Consider the following 17,260-nt stretch of genomic DNA (forward strand, 5'->3'; position numbering starts at 1 on the left):
CGATTTTCCAGTGTAGGAACAAAACAATGAGATCAGTCATCAAACTTTCGCCCATGGGCATCGCATCTGTAGTGCTGACGCTCGCCATGACCGTTGCCCACGCCACCGACCCGCTGCCATCCTGGAACGACGGCGAAGCCAAGTCAGCCATTATCGAATTTGTTCAGCGCATCACCCGTAAGAATTCGCCGGATTTCGTGCCGGAACCAGAACGTATTGCAGTATTCGACAACGATGGCACCTTGTGGGCCGAACAGCCCCTGTATTTCCAACTCATCTTCGCGCTAGATCGCGTCAAGGCGCTGGCGCCAAAACATCCTGAATGGAAGAGCAAGGAACCCTTCGCTTCGCTGCTGAAGGGCGATGTGAAAACCGCGCTTGCGGGGGGCGAGCACGCAGCTCTCGAGATCATGAGGGCTACCCACGCGGGCACCACCGCGGCCCAGTTTGAAAAAATCGTGAAGACATGGATCGCCACCGCGCGGCATCCAACGGCCGGCCAGCCCTATACCAACATGGTCTATCAACCGATGCTGGAGGTACTGGGCCACCTCCGCGCCCATGGTTTCAAGACCTTCATTGTTTCCGGCGGCGGCGTCGAATTCATGCGCCCGTGGGTCAATGAAGTTTATGGCATACCACCGGAGCAGGTGATTGGAAGCAGTATTAAAACGAAGTTCGAAATGCAGAACGGCAACCCGGTATTGATCCGTCTGCCGGAAATCAACTTCATTGACGATAAGGCAGGCAAACCGGTAGCGATCAACCAGCATATCGGCCGCCGCCCTATCGCAGCGTTTGGGAATTCCGATGGGGACTTGCAAATGCTGCAGTGGACCACGGCCGGGGAGGGACCGCGATTGGCGCTCTACGTTCACCACACCGATGGCGAGCGCGAATGGGCCTATGATCGCAAATCCAAGATCGGCCGATTGGACAAGGGCCTCGACGAAGCACAGACGAAAGGTTGGACGGTTGTCGATATGAAAAAAGACTGGAAGGTCATCTACCAGAGCAAGGCCCAATAGAATTTGAGCTCGCCGCTGGGAAATAGCGCACCGGCGGGTGATAGACTTCGCTTCATGTAGTGAAATTATGAAATACGCCAGAGGCTGTCATTGAATTCAAATATTTGGAACCTTCTTGGGAATACGTCCCAAGCTACTTACCTGTTTCTCGCGCTAGCCATGGCGTGCCTGACCGCGTGCAATAACCCGGATGAAAACCTACAAAGTGAAAGTAAGCAGACAACAGTAACGCCGCAGCCTTTACCTAAACCTCACTATGTGGGCGGAAAGCATTGCCAGAGCTGTCATGGGAGCCAATATGCTGACTGGCAAGGCTCCCATCACGATCTCGCCATGCAGGAAATCAATGATGAATCCGTATTGGGGGATTTTAACCATGCCCAGTTTGAATACGCTGGCGTCACCACCGAATTCTTTCGAGAAAACGGCCAGTTTATGATTCGAACGGAGGGACCCAATGGAGCACTGAAGACCTATCCGGTTGCTTATACATTCGGTGTCTACCCGCTGCAACAATATTTACTGGCATTACCTGGCGGCCGGCTTCAAGCTTTTGGTATTGCCTGGGACTCAAGGCCAGAGGAGGAAGGAGGTCAGCGCTGGTTTCATCTTTATCCCAATGAGCAAGTATCCCCTCAAGACCCTTTGCATTGGACGAAGCATAGCCAGAATTGGAACTTTATGTGCGCCGAGTGCCATTCCACCCATCTGGAAAAAAATTACCGGCCCAGAGGGCGAACCTACAACACCCAATGGTCAGACATCGACGTATCCTGCGAAGCTTGCCACGGTCCCGCATCCAACCATTTATTATGGGCGAAGGAGGAACGCAGCCCAAAATACCGCTTTGATGGCAACAAAGGCTTAACGCACCTATTCAATGAACGGGAAGGCGTACACTGGAGTATTAATAAGGTCACGGGCCAACCGCAGCGCAGCCAAGCACGGCCAACAGCAACAGAAATCCAAGTATGCGCGGCTTGCCATTCACGCCGCAGTCAATTTTTTGAGGATGATCGACACGGCCAACCATTACTGGCAAGTTTTCTGCCGTCTACCTTGGAGTCGCAGTTGTACTACAGTGATGGCCAGATTCACGATGAGGTCTACGTCTATGGATCTTTTTTACAAAGCAAAATGTATCAGGCCGGCGTCACCTGTAGCGACTGCCATAATCCCCACGCCTTATCACTCAAAGCGCCAGGCGAGCAGGTCTGCTTACAGTGTCATACAGCAAAGTACGCATCGCAACAACATCACCACCATAAAGCCCATAAAAATAGCCCCCAGTGTGTAGATTGTCACATGCCCAGTAAATATTTTATGGTCATCGATGAACGCAGAGATCACAGTTTCCGCATCCCCCGGCCGGATCTTTCTGCCACCTTAGGCGTGCCCAATACCTGCAATAGCTGCCACTCCGAGCAATCCGCCCCATGGGCCGCGCAGCATCTCGAAGACTGGTATGGCCAACCTAATCCAGGCTCTCAACCATTTGCCGAGGTTTTCTCCGCGGCGCGAAACGGCCGTAGCGATGCCAAGCCATCTTTACAGGCGTTAGCCGTGGACACAACCCAGCCAGCCATTATTCGGGCCACGGCCGCTCGGTTGCTGGAATCTTACTTGGATCAAGACGTACTTAAAACATTGAGCGCCTGCCTGCAGGATTCCGATCCCCTCGTACGGGTATCCGCAACGCAGGCGCTCAGCGTCAACACACTGCCAGCAGAACTACGCTGGCAAATACTTAAACCGCTTTTATATGATTCCATAAAGATGGTCAGAGTCATGGTAGCGGAGCAACTTTCTGATATCCCTCGTGGCCATCTCTCACCGGATGATCAACACTTACTACAACAAGCCACCCAAGAATATCTCGCCTCCCAGGCGCATAATGCCGATAGTCCCCAATCTCAACTCAATAGGGGGCTTTTCTCCCTGCATCAAGGTAACGTTAACGAAGCGCTCAACCATTACCAGGAAGCTATCGCTTTAGACGATACTTGGCTGCCAGCCTACGTCAATCTGGCGGATTTATATCGTTTAATGGAACAAGACGATAAAGGCAAAGCAGTTTTGCAAGATGCCTTACAACGCTTTCCAGACTCTGCCGATGTACACTACAGTTTAGGATTGTTATTTGTTCGCCAACTGAACCAGCCGGAGGGGTTGAAGCACCTGAAAAAGGCTGCTCAATTAGCGCCACAAAATGCGAGATACCAATATGTCTATGCCGTGGGTTTACATAGCGCGGGCCAAATAAAAGAGGCGCTATGGGTAACACGAGCCGCGTTACAAAATCATCAGACCAATGATCTAATCAGACTAGAGCAACAACTGGACACTGAGCTGACCCACCATAACACTCAGTAACACGCCTGTAACGATGGCGGACGAAATAATCAGCATAGTGAGAAGCCCTGTTTTCAATGCTAAGTTTTACCAATATTTCCCTGCGGCGCGGCTCCCGCCTGCTCTTCGAGAGTTTTAATCTTGCCATTCATCCCGGGCAAAGGGTTGGCCTCACCGGCGCCAATGGCTGTGGCAAATCCAGTTTATTCGATTTGATTTTAGGTCGACTCCAACCGGACGCGGGAGAATTTGACCGGCCCTCTCAATGGGTACTTGCCCATGTGGCTCAGGAAACGCCAGCGGTAGACAGTTCCGCCCTTGACTACGTCCTGGACGGCGACCGGGAACTGCGCCTTCTCCAGTCCGATTTGGAAAGAGCCGAGCAGGCAGACGATGGCACCGTCCAGGGCATGCTTCATGCCCGCATTGAGGCCATCGGCGGCTATACGGCCCCGGTCCGGGCGGCAAAGCTCATGCACGGTTTAGGCTTTACTGCCGCGCAAGAGTCCCTGCCGGTACGGACCTTTTCCGGCGGCTGGCGGATGCGGCTCAATCTTGCTCAAGCCCTCATGTGCCGCTCTGACTTGCTGCTTTTGGACGAACCTACCAACCATCTGGATCTAGATGCCGTATTATGGCTAGAAGAGTGGCTGAGCACTTACCCTGGCACGCTCCTATTGATCTCCCATGACCGGGAACTGCTCGACCAGGTGGTGAGCCATATTGCCCATATCGAAAATAAAACCGTCAGCTACTACCGGGGTAATTACGCCGCCTTTGAACGGCAACGGGGCGAGCAATTGGCCCAACAGCAGGCTGCTTACCAAAAGCAGCAGCGGGAAATCGCTCATATCCAACACTTCGTTGACCGTTTTCGCGCCAAAGCAAGCAAAGCGCGCCAGGCCCAGAGCCGGCTAAAGGCTCTGCAACGAATGGCGCAGGTAGCGTCTGCTCATGTCGCTTCCCCCTTTTATTTTACCTTGCCACCTCCTGAAAAACTGCCCGCTGCACTACTATGCCTTCGACAGGTAGCCATGGGGTATGAACAACAAGCAGTGTTGTCCCAAGTTAACCTAGACTTGGCGCCAGGGGATCGGATTGGTTTGCTGGGGCCGAATGGAGCAGGCAAATCCACCTTCATTAAATCCCTTGCAGGGGAGTTGCCACCCCAAGCCGGGACCATAGAGAAAGCGCCCGATTTAGTCATCGGCTACTTCGCCCAGCATCAAGTAGAGCAACTCCGCGCCCAGGAAACCCCACTCCAGCACCTACAGGCATTGACACCCCCAGTCCCTGAAAAAAATCTACGGAATTTCCTTGGCGGTTTCAACTTCCAGGGGGAAGCCCTAGCGCCCGTGGGTTCCTTTTCCGGGGGAGAAAAAGCCCGCCTGGCCTTGGCTTTGCTAGTCTACCAGCGTCCTAACTTGCTGCTGCTGGATGAACCCACTAATCACCTTGACCTGGAAATGCGGTATGCCCTGACCTCTGCCTTGCAGGATTTTGAAGGCGCCATGATCCTGGTCTCCCACGACCGTCATCTCCTGCGCAGCACGGCGGACACCTTGTGGCTAGTCGCTCATCATACCGCCGCCCCCTTTGATGGAGATTTGGAAGACTATCAGCAATGGCTTCAACAGCGCCGTAGCGATATTGGGGAAAACACCCACGGCAAGCCAACCGAATTCCAACCTACCACCGGCCGCAAGGAACGCCGGCGACGAGAGGCGGAACAGCGGCGCCTGTTGCAGCCTTTGCGAAAAAAGCTTAAGGAGATTGAAAAGACACTGGAAAAATTACAAGCTACAAAAGTGGCTCTCGACCAACAGCTCGCCATTACTGATTTATACCAAGATCCCCAGCAAAAAGAACGGCTCAAGGCTCTTCTTATGGAGCAGGCCCGTCTTCGGGATGCTCTCCTTGAGGCGGAAGAAAAATGGCTACTAGCCACTGAGGATCTGGAAGCCGCCGAACAAGGAGGCTAAAACCCAATACCCCTTGAAAGCGGGCAAATCATCCCCATTTCTTCTCTTAAGTGGAAGCCGGTAACCGCGCTTCCGAGCGGATTAGAAAACTTTATCGCAGGAGAAAAATAGAAAATGGCCATTAGACATTATGAGTCCTTTGACCTACTCAACCAATTGCAAAGAGAAGTCAATCGTCTCTTTGAGGGAAACACCCCCCAACATCCTCAAACTGAAGGAGAGCTTGCCACGAGCGATTGGGCCCCCGCTGTGGATATCAAGGAAGAAGCGGACCGATTCGTTATTTATGCCGACGTGCCTGGTGTCGAGTCCAAGGATATCGAGGTGACTTTGGACAATGGCACCCTCACCCTCAAGGGCCATCGTCAATCCAGCAAAAACCAGGAGCAACGGGGCTATAAGCGGGTGGAGCGGGTCAGCGGCAGCTTTTTACGGCGCTTTGCCCTGCCCAATACGGTGGATGCCGCCAAAGTCAGCGCCCGTTCTCAAAACGGCGTCCTTGAGCTGGTGATCCCCAAAAGCCAACAGGCCCAGAGCCGCAAGATTACCGTGGAAGGATAAAACCAGGAAACCAATACCAAGGGACCGTTACTATGACGGCAATGATAGTCTCTAAACATTAAGGAGTGATGACGATGTCCCCCCTAGAACAGCTCCATAAGGGTGCCTCCCGCGCTTGGGATTACCTTACCGAGGGTTGGCATCACCTGCGGGAAAGAGCGAACCAGGCTCTTACCCGGTTTACACCGGCAACCCAAGGAGGGCGCCTGGAAACAGTGGAAGACCAGGTCATGGAAAACGCTTCCCGCTGGGGGCTCTTGGCGGCCGAAATCAAGGAGGATGATAAGGCCGTGACCGTTCGCTTAGAAGCCCCTGGCATGGAAGTTGGCGATTTTGATATCGAGGTAATGGATAATGCCCTGGTGGTCCGGGGAGAAAAACGGGTAGAACGGGAGCAAAGCGATGGCCGCTACTATGTGATGGAGCGGGCCTATGGACGTTTTGAGCGAGTCCTGCCACTGCCCGCTGAAGTCACGGAAAGCGAAGCACACGCCAAGTACCGTCGGGGCGTGCTTTGGATTTCCCTGCCAAAAACACGGCAAATAAAACACCGTGTCGAAGTAAAAACTGGCTAAATCATGGCACGCGCTTAGCCTTAGTCCGGCAATAATATAAACGGCGCCTCTAGCAGAAGGGGGCGCCGTTCAAATACCTGCACTCACCTTCCATCGTTCGTCTCCTCAATGCTTGAAGGTAATTGAATAACCTGGCCTACCAGTATTTGGTCGGGATTCTGAATAGCTGGGTTTGCCTGCAATACCGCAACGAATAACTTCCAGTTCACGGTGCCATATTCCACAAACGCAATGATACGCAAACTTTGATCTACAAAGCTGGGCGCACACTCAAATATTTACCCGCTTATTCACCCGTTCTTAACCCAATCGAACAAAAATGGGCACACGCCAAAACTATAAGACAACGAATACAAGTTACGATCGATAACCTGTTTAAATTGAAGCAATTTATATGACGGAGGCTATATTTACCGAATAGCTGCCACCGCTTCTGTTCTGGAAGCTAGGGCGTACACTGGTCGAAGCCGATACCGCCATGGAATTACCCGTCCAATCGTTTCGTGATTATCGTTGCTAGTCAACTGCATCTTAAGCGCGATCAGGCGGTTGAAAAATCCGTGGATACACCATGCTTAAGATAGATTATTAAGCGCTATTTCTCGCGTATCCGGATTGATAAACTGTTTTTGAAGTCGATAACTGGTGTGGTTTTTTTAACGCTTCATGGCCTCTCAGTTGTGAGCCTAGCGATGAGAAGCGTTTCTTATGAGTCGTTCGACAACACGTTTAACAATGTGAATGCTGACGCAAATATGGATAGTCATGTGTGCCTACTTGCTGCTGGACTAGATCAAAGAGACCGCAGCCTTCAGCAAATAACCCGCCTGTTAAAGCTTAATTCGTTTAAGCGTCGCAATCCCCCCTCACCGCTGAAAAGCAATCTATTGCAATCATCGGGATAGATCCCCTCAAGCGCAACCCCTGTTTCTATCAAAATTTATGGGACAGCAGTATTTTTTGGCATTAAAGAATACCCGTTAAAGTAGAAATTTAAAAAATTGCTATTCTTTCAAAATAACCTATTCCCTAGAAGGCATATAGCTTTTCGCGAACGGCCTATTAATAAAGACTTTGATTAAGGGTGGATCGCCTTGATATTTGATGAGATGAATTGGGTTCCCGCACCATCAAACTATCGTCAAAAAACAGTGAATAAATAATTCGAAAACTTTAAGAAATGAGGGCTATAACCGATAAGCTAATTTCAAAAGCTAAATACTTAATAAGGTTTAATTATGAGTTTGGTTAAAATCCCATTTATAAGTATATATTATGTATCGATTTATGTGTTACTAAATCTTTCGCTTTCTGCCGGAGCGGCAACTCTAGATGAACAGATTTGCTCTAATGAGAAAATTCAGAAATTGGATCTTACTTCAGCTGAGCCGCAGCTCCTATTACGGGAGCCGCTATACGGTGTAACAGTGGATTCAGTCGATCATCTAAATTACATTGTCCGTTCATTACGATCTCTGCCGCGTATGCCTACTACCCGTATAGTATTTGATGAATTTGTTCCAGCAAAAAATTATAAAAAGGCTGTTAACGAAATTAGTCGGGCTAGCTACGTTATGGGAGAGATTTTAGATTCTTCTGCGATGAGCCAATATAGTTGGCAAGAATATAGAGATCGGGTTATTGAGTATTTAGAAGTCCTTGGCCCAAAGGTCCATATTTGGGAGATTGGCAATGAGGTTAATGGAGAGTGGCTTGGTGATCCAAGTCACGTAGTGAAAAAAGTACAGACTGCTTATGATCTTGTTAAGAGTTATAAGGGTAAGACTGCGTTGACATTGTATTATAACGAGAATTGCTGGATGTATCCTTGGGAAGAAATGTTCCAGTGGGCGGAAAGCAAGATACCTAGTTACATGAAGCAAGGATTAGATTATGTGCTAGTTAGCTATTATGAGAGTGATTGCAATAATCTGAAGCCAGACTGGAAAAATGTCTTTGATCGCCTTGGCCAGGTATTTCCAAACTCTAAGCTTGGTTTTGGCGAAGTGGGTACCGCAATAAAATCCCAGAAAGCAGATTATCTTAGACGTTATTACACGCTTCCTATCAATCATCCTCGCTATATTGGCGGACATTTTTGGTGGTATTTCAAGCAGGATATGGTGCCGAAAAAGAAACCATTATGGAGCGTACTAAAAGAGGTAATGGAATAATATGTTTAAAAAATAGGGCTGAGAGTCGCCTACTTCTCAGCCCTATTTCTTTTTGCTTAAATGTGAATTCTTTCTAGATGAAAATTTAAGTGATTATAACTCGCACTGTATAGTCGCACCTAAAGCTCACTTGCATCTACCCACTGGTAGCCTAATGCAGTAATCCCTTCCACGACAGTTTTAAAGTCGGATAATCCGGGAACATGTAAGTTTTTTTCTAGCCAGAAGGGGTGAAAAAAGAAAGATGCAAATCCATCACGCACAGTTAAAGCATAGCTAGCATTTAATAAGATATCCTCTGCAGTGTAAACGGATTCTGGAGGCCCAAATCCAGGATATTCAATATTCCCCAGATTCTCTGGAAGAACTCTTTGTCCATAGTAATCTTCATGTATGATGTAGGGAAAGAACTGCCCAACAGCATAATCCCGGTTGGGATCACTAGGATTAAGATTTGGATTATCAGACGTGTAATAAACTGCTCTCTGGTAAGTCGTATCAAACCTTTGTGGAAAAGCTCGATATGCAGTGGGTGATGCATGGTAATGGGGGGTTTCCCAGGCAAAGGGAGTATAACCAAGGCTTTGAAGCTCAGCCAATCCAGCATCTAGTCTTGCTAACACCCAAGCTGTGGAATCCTCAGCTACTGGCTCCTGATTGACGATGTCCCAAAACTCAAAATCATCCCCGCTAACTCCAGAATCAGCATTAAGTCGATCATCGTATTGGTGGGTATATCCATGCATCAGTATTTTCCCCCCTCGGGTGAGAGCATGGTCCAAGGATTGAAGCAAATCAGTGGCATCTGCCAAATGAATTTCTTCAGGAACACCACCCGTGTAAAATCCTAGTGGATCACGATAAAATGGGATAACCGCAATAGAAAAAGGTACTTCCTTTGAGGATAAATAATTGGATAATTTTTTCATGCTCTGTTGTGTTACTTTTGCAGCAACATCCTCAAGACGGATCAAAGCCTTATGTATCTCAGGTACGTTTGTGCCCAAGATGTCGTGTAATAAATCAGCGAATACTAGGTAGCGATCACGCGGATTAATATAGGAGAATGGAATATCCGCGATGTACCAAAAATTTCCCGAACGTACGACATAGGGGATTTCGGCTTCCGAAACACTATTTTTTATCGTGATCAGTCGCTGCGCCTTTGCTGGATCCGTAATTTGGGTAACGCCTACGTCTGGATCAGCAAAGACATTATTCATTGCTGCATCATAGAAGTAGTATTTGATGAACGATTGATTTTTATAAAGCACAGTATCATAGAAGCCTGGATCAGGGTTGGCGGGTGTGGGAGGAACATTCAGCCCGGCCAGACTATTGAATGCAAAGCCATAGGTGGCTTCAAAATTAGCAGCGGGATCCCATGCCAGCTGCCATAGGTTGTATTTAAACCAAACGACTGTTTTATTAGTATTCAATACATCCTGCAAGAAGTCAGTGGGCAATTGGTTATCATAATATGAGCCCAAATAAAAGATATAATCATAGTTTTCTAGATTCCCAGTCTGATAGTGATCAATAGGTAATAGATCTACTGTAGATGAAAAATGACCCAATAGATTGCGTAACATGATTCCATAAGCTGGGCCAAGCCTTCCATATTCAGCCGAAGGTTGATCATAGGTAACTAAAACTCGATTTGACGTTGTATCTGAAGTAATCCGTGCTAAAGTTCCTGTGTTTTCCAAAGCATTGGTTGTTGCTGAAAGCACTCTGGATTTGACTGCCACTGAAAATAATTTCTTCTTTCCCTTTGTTTTAACATTCTTAATTTTGTCTATCAGCTTCTCCTTCTTCTTCTGTATTCGTTCTTTCGCTCTTTTACTGAGTTTTAGGTTTTTTTTACCTCCTAGCGTGGTTATGGAGGCAGGATCTCCTGGTTCTATGATTGTATTAACACTGGTTTTCCTAGGTGATTTAATCGGTGCTTTTCCTAGGTTACTAGCAGCACTGGCAGTTGTTATCCAGATCAGTGAAAATATGAAAAAAAATATTAATAGGTTAATGCAAATTAAATGAAACCGTTTCACTTTAGGCTCCTTAATAGCAGGTGTAAATAGTTGGTATACTCGTTTTATTTTTATCAAAACTTATTGACAAGCTAGTCGAGTATTTACTAGCATATTTGCTTCTATTTCTTTGTATTATTTACATAGTTGATGTATTTTTCAAATAACCTCCTTGCTTTGGTGCCAGTCTCTGGAATCATATAATCAGGTATGCTGAAAGCAATAATATTTTGGCTGTACCTAGAAGCAATCTCTAGCTGTCCTTCGATACGGTTAAAATCAGCGGGAACTGCCTGAAATGGAGAAAAATTATTATCTGGATCTGATATTGTCTGGAATATTTCGGTAATTATATATAGTTCACGAGAACTGATTTCAGTGGCTTCTTGTATAGCTTCAAGATAAAGTGGTAGGCTAGAAAAATCTAATTTTTTAGCCCCAATACCGTCTTGGAAGAGAACCATATCAATGGATGTTGGTTGTAATAGAGATTCCCAAAATTCTTTAAAAGTATCAGGATCAATAGCAGCATTAGTAAAACATGATATTGCTACTTTTTTATTAGGTGTAATCGTATGCAGGTATGTGCTTAATCTATCTAAATAATTAATGATTAACTGTCGTGCCATTTGGCCACGCCAGTTAATATCATCGATTTCTTCTGTAATATACCACCCTCCAAAGGATGTATGCTTAACTAGAAGTGGTGTAAGTTCTTCCGCCACAGACGAAGATCTTGACAGGAGCTTCCTAAGATAAACTTCAACCCATGCTGGATCATGGTCAATATTATCCCAATATCCTGAATCATGGGCAAGGCCCACGAGCACCTTAATGCCGGCAGCATCGGCTAATTCCATAATAGTATTTAATGGAGAGTTTTTAATTTCTTGGTAATTGTCTATTGCATAAAATGGAACATCATCATACAAAGACCATTGTATAATAAGTTTAGAGATTTCTAATTTCTTAAGGTTAGAAATTAACTCAGCCCACTCTTGGATCTGCCAATCTTCCTGGTTAATTCTAAGTTGCAAGAAAGTGCCGGTAAATTTAATCGGTAGATTTTTTTCTGCAATAACAAAAGGGGATGTACCTAGTAGCAGAGCAAAAAACAAAGCCACAAGTGTGGAATTCTTCATGAATTTTAGCCTATTCAATATAAAAAATTACCTGAAATCATTGCCATTTTATATTACATCGCACGATATATCCGCACTCTTTTTTAAAAAATCTCCATCGCTTCAACCTTGCTTCCGCTATCTCTTTCGTACAAAGAGACCACCGCTTCTCTCATGTCTAAAGAATAAGTACACAAACATATATGCCTATTTTTGTCACCTTCACTGACGACAAGACCCTCATGTCGCCATTAAGCGTAGCCTAAGCTTATCACAGCCTTAAAACCAGCAATCACTACCTCTGTAATGACCCAGTAATCTCCTGCCCAGATGATACATCGAGGAGAAGATACCGATGATCAACATAATAGACCATCACATCTGGCGGTTGCTAGGCTGAGCATATCCCGCGCAGTGCCAAGTCCCAGAATGCAGAGACCACCTCTGGAGCAAGCGCTGATTAGTCAGCTCGGATGCTGGGGGCAAGTGCGAGAGTTACTCCTGCTTCGCTCGGACAATAAGTTAGTATTCATCAGTTACCGCCTTGGTGTGCAGCTACGTCCTGAGAAATGGCCGAGCGGCTGATACGTGCCCTTAAGGAGCAATCCGCCCGCCTGCCGATGTTGCTTTAGAAACTCAGTACGCGTGATGGGTGGCTTCTATACTGATAGAGGCCGCGCAATCGGGTTCAGGTAAAAGCAAAGATGGAAAACTAACGCGTGATCCTGAAACGGGTTGGCACGTTAAGAACGATAGTCGAGACAACAAGAAGTCCACCTATGGTTTTTCTTTATTATACGAATATCGAGGAAGATGGTTTTATTCACGATCAAAGCGCGACACCGGACCATATTCATGGTTCTCAGGGGCGAGACACCGCGCTACTCGGAGATGAAACGGCACTCTACCGCTTACAGTTCAAAGAAAACCAGAGATAAATTGGCGCAGCTGGGCATTAACGATCAAGTCCAACACAAAGGCTACCGAACTAGCCTCCTATCGGAGGCAGATCGCATTCGTAACCAGGAATCGCGGTAAAGCGAGCTAGTGGTGAACGACTTTTTGCTACCTGCAAATGGCATTATAGTCTCGTCCGAACTCGGTTCATGTTATGGGTCTTGCCAAAAATGCGATGGTTTACGCACTATAGACATTTGCGTTAAGAATAAGACAATATGAGTTGATCGATGGTTGTTTCTGGTAGCATGGATGGTCGTTTTCGTTTCATGCTTCCAAATGTTTGCTCAATAGGATTGAAGTCAGGTGAGTATGGCGGCAATGGGATCAGATAATGATAATCTGGCGCAACGATCTCTTGAATACGCATATGATTGTGGAATGAAGCATTATCCATGACGATGAGGGTGGGCTCATGCAATGCCTTCATCCAATGATCTTTGATCCATGTTTGGACCAATGCCGCTGTGCATGAACCTTCAAAGAGCATCGGTGCCAGCCCCATTCTTTCTTGCGCCCTGATGCATGGTGCCGCTGCGCCATCATTAAATGGGTTCTACGCCGTCTCTTGCCGGAGACAAGGCTGAGTATCTTTTGGCCTTTGGCAACCCCCGGCATCACGGTTGTAATGCGCATCAAAGCCAGTTTCATCCATATAAATTAGGTTCTTAAACCCAAACATACGGTGTTCAGCATGGAGCTTTTCCAAATACGCCTGCCTTTTCCTATGGCATCGCTCGCTATACCCGCGCTCTTTTTTTTACGATGCCCATCGCCTTTAAAGCGCGGCTAATGGAACTTGTATGTACACCAAACACTTCTGCACGTTCATGAAGAAACATATCAGGGTTATCCTCAACATGTTTCTTAAGCGCAGCCTTATCAAGCTTACGATTGCGAAAACCATGTCTCTTAGGCTGCCAATCATCAGCATTCAGCCAACGATAAAGGGTATTGCGGGAAAAACCAAAAAGGCGGGATGCCTCAACCTTGCTGCCACCATTATTTATGGACGAGATTGCGGCTTCTCTCAGATCAAGCGAATAAGTCATGAAAAATGATAGCAGGTAACCTTATTACCACAAATCGCTATAGCGGTCATGGCTGCCAATATTCGCAAAGGGACTAAGTTTTTGATGCATTATGGCTTGCCAGATTCAGGACTTAGACTTACAGAGGATAAATGTGGCTACACTTCCTAAACATCGCCTAAATCGTGTATAAACCCAATAAATCAGTACTGAATCGTTAGCTATGCCTTTCGATTTTCGCAAAAATACTGAAATTCAATAGTATCAGCCAAAATCAATGGTTATGCTGAGGTCTCATAAAATCCTTAACTTGCTTTTAAGTTTGTTTTTGAAGGAATTTATTTAGTTGAATGTGATCAATTAAGCCTTTATCCATAAATATCTCGCCTAACAAGCGGTATTGACTTCGTTGTGAATTAAGAGCTTCCTCAAGTTGTTTCACTGTAATTATTCGGTGTTCTAGAAGAAGATCACCTAGTTTTCTTCTAAATGCTTTTAATTCATCCTCTGAGGGAAAGTTGTGCGCGGTTTTATCCCAAGGAATAAGGATACCTGTACGAAGATAATTTATATAAAGTCGGATAGCCCTTGACGTTGCAAAAAAATTAATTATATTTCCCAAAATCATGCGGGGAAAAGATAAAAATGCTTGTTTTAAATTATAAAATTTATAGACGCAATAGGCTCTATGAAATATCCGCAATACAAAAAAAATGCCGTTGATTATAACGAGATACCATAACCAAGTCCCCTGTTCTAATAGAGGAGGATAGTGATAGGCATTTGGATTTAACCAGATTACAAACCAAACCGTAGCCACTAATAGTACAACTAAATAACCCATAAAATTAGCCAAGTTTGTTATTAGTGCACGTCGATCTCGGTATAGCATATATTGAGTTGCAAAATCCCATTTCCAACCAAGGTTTTCCCATCCTTGTAAGGCTATACCGACCACCCAACGGGATTTCTGACGTACTGCAGTCGAGAATGTTGAAGGGAAATATTCCCGTATACAGATCAGCTCCTTTTTCTTATATTCTTTTAATTTACGCCTAAAAATCGTGTGTTTAAAGGTTGTTCTAGTAATTGTAAATCCAACAAAAACCTGCTTAAGCCCGTGTTTTTTTAACCGAAAACCAAAATCGTAATCCTCTGTCAGGGAGTTAGTGCTAAACAATATATTTCGGTTACTAGCGCAAACAATTTCGAATGCTCGTCTACTAAATGCAGCTCCTACCCCAGCAGCTGGTATGCTACGACTAAGAACTTCTCTCACAATGAGATCCTTGTAATGCAATTGAGAAAATTCATCAATGTAATGGCCTGCAGTAAATTGATGCCATTTTGTTTCTAGAGATAGGACGGGGAGTTGAACCATATCCATTCTAGGCATCAAATAATTAAATAACTTATAGCAGAGAGGGTGTATTACATCTTCACAGTCTTGCATTACAAAAATCTGAAACTGAATATTATTTTCTTGCTCAAAAATTTTTATTCCTTGATAAATCCAGTTTAGACAGTCCGCTTTATTACTTGGTCCATCATGTGGACAAATAGTACGTTGAACTCGCGGGTGATTCTCCCTTGCTAACTCTACTCCCTTTTGCGTATCGGGATCATTAGGATATGTGCCTACAAAGATATAAAAATTTTCATAATTCAGCGCCTGCGCGGTATTTTCTAGCATTTTTTGAATTACGGATGATTCGTCCCACGCGGGAATCATGACTGCGATAGGTTTCTCAGGAGTATTGAGTAATTTATCTTCGGTTAATGGTTGTATTTTGGGTATTATAAAAACCCTGCGATAAAAGGCCCGAGTCCAATAGCATAGATCGATAAATAGATCATCAATCCCGCTTATAAAGAAAATTATGCAAATGACTGTAAGTAATACCTGCATAGCAACGAAGACGTAAGCAAATAAATCGATGGAGCTTAATATAGATGTATCCATTATTTTTAGATGTTTTATCTGTTTATGATTTTTATAATCTTATTCTCTATAGTGTATTTTTACGTAGTACTTTCTGGCCAATGGTTTATTGATTCATAATTAATTCCTGGCCTAGTTGTTGAGAATTCTTGTGCTGATTCTAGCAGTGGATGGGCACCGCGCCACCATCGACAGATAGCTTCAGCTATTCTAGTTGAGGCTAGGCCATCGCCATAAGGGTTGTCTCCTTGTGACATTTTTTTATAAGCTTCGAAATTAGAGAGTAATTCTGTTGCTGAGGTAACGATGTCTACTGTTGATGTACCAATAACCTTGGCTAATCCTCTATCAAATGCTTCTGGCCTTTCAGTTAATTTACGTAGCACAAAAAGTGGTTTATTAAGTGAAGGCGCCTCCTCCTGAATACCGCCAGAATCGGTTAGAATAATATAAGATCGCTGCATGAGGTTGATAAAGGTAAGGTAATCAATTGGTTCAATAAGGTGGACCCGTTCCACGCCTTCCAAACTGCTCATCACTACTTTTCTGACATTTGGATTCATGTGTACAGGATAGACTACGAGAAGGTCATGGAAACGATCCGTTAAATCTCTTAACGCAAGGCAGATGTTTTTTAATTCTTCTCCCCAAGATTCACGACGATGTGAGGTTACTAACATAACCCGATAGTTATCAAAAGGTATTTTCGCTAGGGGAGATGAATCAATATTAAATGGAGTATTAAGAAATATTTTAAGAGAATCAACTACCGTATTCCCTGTAATTACAATTTTACTGCGGGGAACGGCCTCTTTTATAAGATTTTTAGCCGCGAGGGAGGTCGGGGCAAAGTGGATATCTGCTAAAACTGATGTTAGCTTCCTATTTGCCTCTTCTGGGAAGGGGTTATAAATATCATAACTTCGAAGGCCGGCTTCTATATGAGCTATTGGAACCTTACGATAGAATGCCGCGAGTGATGAGGCAAAAGCTGTAGTAGTATCACCTTGGACTAGAAGGAGATCAGGGTGCAGTTTTTGCAAAGTAACTTCTATTACTTCTATAACCTGTGCAGTTAAGTTGCTAAGTGTCTGATCAGGCTGCATCACGTTTAAATCGATATCGGGGGTGATCTGAAAGAGAGACAGAACTTGATCAAGCATCTGTCGATGTTGAGCTGTCGATATTACGATTGTATTTATTTCATCACTCCGCTCACGAAGTGCGGATATAACCGGAGCTATCTTAATTCCCTCAGGCCTCGTGCCCATTATAGCTACTGCATTGCACTTTCTCATGCTCATGTCGGTATTCCTGTTTGTTATACTCTTATATAATTATAATTGTGAATCAAAAATTTATATCAATTTGATCCTGAAAAAAATATCAATAATATTAGATTTACTACAGCCTATCTTCTATTGTAATATAGTATATATTTTTTTGACATAGAGGCTGTTCCTACCCATCGAATTCCAGCTGAGGGTATTCTTCTTGCCTAACTAAT

The 17,260-nt window shown here is 45.2% G+C and carries 15 protein-coding genes; 8 read left to right on the forward strand and 7 right to left on the reverse strand.

Annotated elements, in window-relative coordinates:
* Positions 1-26: 26 nt before the first annotated feature.
* From NWAT_RS13715 to NWAT_RS13735, 5 genes are all read left to right on the forward strand, one after another.
* Positions 27-1,028, forward strand: coding sequence for an HAD family hydrolase (locus NWAT_RS13715; protein ID WP_013221642.1), 1,002 nt, complete (start codon positions 27-29; stop codon positions 1,026-1,028).
* Positions 1,029-1,118: 90 nt separating this feature from the next.
* Entirely contained in the window at positions 1,119-3,401 is a 2,283-nt protein-coding gene (locus NWAT_RS13720; protein WP_013221643.1) for a multiheme c-type cytochrome, read from the forward strand.
* Between the two features lie 56 nt (positions 3,402-3,457).
* Positions 3,458-5,362, forward strand: coding sequence for an ATP-binding cassette domain-containing protein (locus NWAT_RS13725; RefSeq protein ID WP_013221644.1), 1,905 nt, complete (start codon positions 3,458-3,460; stop codon positions 5,360-5,362).
* A gap of 114 nt (positions 5,363-5,476) precedes the next feature.
* Complete coding sequence (locus NWAT_RS13730) at positions 5,477-5,923, forward strand: Hsp20/alpha crystallin family protein (RefSeq protein WP_013221645.1); 447 nt, start codon at positions 5,477-5,479, stop codon at positions 5,921-5,923.
* 74 nt (positions 5,924-5,997) lie between these two features.
* Complete coding sequence (locus tag NWAT_RS13735) at positions 5,998-6,498, forward strand: Hsp20/alpha crystallin family protein (RefSeq protein WP_013221646.1); 501 nt, start codon at positions 5,998-6,000, stop codon at positions 6,496-6,498.
* A gap of 83 nt (positions 6,499-6,581) precedes the next feature.
* Here the strand turns inward: NWAT_RS13735 and NWAT_RS16830 are convergent, their stop codons facing one another.
* Positions 6,582-6,740, reverse strand: a complete 159-nt coding sequence (locus tag NWAT_RS16830) for a LysM peptidoglycan-binding domain-containing protein (RefSeq protein WP_157679938.1) — start codon at positions 6,738-6,740, stop codon at positions 6,582-6,584.
* 3 nt (positions 6,741-6,743) lie between these two features.
* Between NWAT_RS16830 and NWAT_RS18135 the strand changes: the two genes are divergently transcribed.
* Both NWAT_RS18135 and NWAT_RS13740 read left to right on the forward strand, forming a co-directional pair.
* Complete coding sequence (locus tag NWAT_RS18135) at positions 6,744-6,896, forward strand: transposase (protein WP_157679940.1); 153 nt, start codon at positions 6,744-6,746, stop codon at positions 6,894-6,896.
* A gap of 840 nt (positions 6,897-7,736) precedes the next feature.
* Entirely contained in the window at positions 7,737-8,672 is a 936-nt protein-coding gene (locus tag NWAT_RS13740) for a hypothetical protein (protein WP_013221647.1), read from the forward strand.
* Between the two features lie 119 nt (positions 8,673-8,791).
* On the opposite strand, the gene NWAT_RS13745 is transcribed toward NWAT_RS13740, so the two are convergent.
* Together NWAT_RS13745 and NWAT_RS13750 are read right to left on the reverse strand one after the other, a co-directional pair.
* A complete protein-coding gene (locus tag NWAT_RS13745) occupies positions 8,792-10,723 on the reverse strand; it encodes a DUF2334 domain-containing protein (protein WP_013221648.1) in 1,932 nt (643 codons plus the stop codon).
* 101 nt (positions 10,724-10,824) lie between these two features.
* Positions 10,825-11,844 carry a DUF4434 domain-containing protein gene (locus tag NWAT_RS13750; RefSeq protein ID WP_013221649.1) on the reverse strand — a complete coding sequence of 340 codons (1,020 nt, stop codon included), beginning with the start codon at positions 11,842-11,844 and terminating at the stop codon, positions 10,825-10,827.
* Between the two features lie 758 nt (positions 11,845-12,602).
* Here NWAT_RS13750 and NWAT_RS16835 point away from each other — a divergent pair.
* Positions 12,603-12,761, forward strand: a complete 159-nt coding sequence (locus NWAT_RS16835) for a hypothetical protein (RefSeq protein WP_157679942.1) — start codon at positions 12,603-12,605, stop codon at positions 12,759-12,761.
* A 221-nt stretch (positions 12,762-12,982) separates the two neighbouring features.
* On the opposite strand, the gene NWAT_RS17640 is transcribed toward NWAT_RS16835, so the two are convergent.
* The 4 genes from NWAT_RS17640 to wecB form a co-directional block, all read right to left on the reverse strand.
* Positions 12,983-13,285 carry a transposase gene (locus tag NWAT_RS17640; RefSeq protein WP_232420145.1) on the reverse strand — a complete coding sequence of 101 codons (303 nt, stop codon included), beginning with the start codon at positions 13,283-13,285 and terminating at the stop codon, positions 12,983-12,985.
* 235 nt (positions 13,286-13,520) lie between these two features.
* Positions 13,521-13,832 (reverse strand): IS630 transposase-related protein, encoded by a 312-nt coding sequence (locus NWAT_RS13760; protein WP_041350786.1) that lies wholly within the window; start codon positions 13,830-13,832, stop codon positions 13,521-13,523.
* Positions 13,833-14,127: 295 nt separating this feature from the next.
* Entirely contained in the window at positions 14,128-15,774 is a 1,647-nt protein-coding gene (locus NWAT_RS13765; protein WP_013221650.1) for a glycosyl transferase family protein, read from the reverse strand.
* A gap of 59 nt (positions 15,775-15,833) precedes the next feature.
* Positions 15,834-17,057, reverse strand: a complete 1,224-nt coding sequence (wecB, locus tag NWAT_RS13770) for a non-hydrolyzing UDP-N-acetylglucosamine 2-epimerase (protein WP_013221651.1) — start codon at positions 17,055-17,057, stop codon at positions 15,834-15,836.
* Positions 17,058-17,260 lie beyond the last annotated feature (203 nt).

This window comes from Nitrosococcus watsonii C-113, assembly GCF_000143085.1.
Taxonomy (GTDB): domain Bacteria; phylum Pseudomonadota; class Gammaproteobacteria; order Nitrosococcales; family Nitrosococcaceae; genus Nitrosococcus; species Nitrosococcus watsonii.

What these genes read in the sequence shown, in the direction of transcription:
- NWAT_RS13715 (WP_013221642.1), top strand. Translation starts at nt 27, where the DNA reads ATGAGATCAGTCATCAAACTTTCGCCCATGGGCATCGCATCTGTAGTG.
- NWAT_RS13725 (WP_013221644.1), top strand. Translation starts at nt 3,458, where the DNA reads ATGCTAAGTTTTACCAATATTTCCCTGCGGCGCGGCTCCCGCCTGCTC.
- NWAT_RS13730 (WP_013221645.1), top strand. Translation starts at nt 5,477, where the DNA reads ATGGCCATTAGACATTATGAGTCCTTTGACCTACTCAACCAATTGCAA.
- NWAT_RS13735 (WP_013221646.1), top strand. Translation starts at nt 5,998, where the DNA reads ATGTCCCCCCTAGAACAGCTCCATAAGGGTGCCTCCCGCGCTTGGGAT.
- NWAT_RS13740 (WP_013221647.1), top strand. Translation starts at nt 7,737, where the DNA reads ATGAGTTTGGTTAAAATCCCATTTATAAGTATATATTATGTATCGATT.
- NWAT_RS13750 (WP_013221649.1), bottom strand. Translation starts at nt 11,844, where the DNA reads ATGAAGAATTCCACACTTGTGGCTTTGTTTTTTGCTCTGCTACTAGGT.
- NWAT_RS16835 (WP_157679942.1), top strand. Translation starts at nt 12,603, where the DNA reads ATGGTTTTTCTTTATTATACGAATATCGAGGAAGATGGTTTTATTCAC.
- NWAT_RS17640 (WP_232420145.1), bottom strand. Translation starts at nt 13,285, where the DNA reads ATGGGGCTGGCACCGATGCTCTTTGAAGGTTCATGCACAGCGGCATTG.
- NWAT_RS13760 (WP_041350786.1), bottom strand. Translation starts at nt 13,832, where the DNA reads ATGACTTATTCGCTTGATCTGAGAGAAGCCGCAATCTCGTCCATAAAT.
- NWAT_RS13765 (WP_013221650.1), bottom strand. Translation starts at nt 15,774, where the DNA reads ATGGATACATCTATATTAAGCTCCATCGATTTATTTGCTTACGTCTTC.
- wecB (WP_013221651.1), bottom strand. Translation starts at nt 17,057, where the DNA reads ATGAGCATGAGAAAGTGCAATGCAGTAGCTATAATGGGCACGAGGCCT.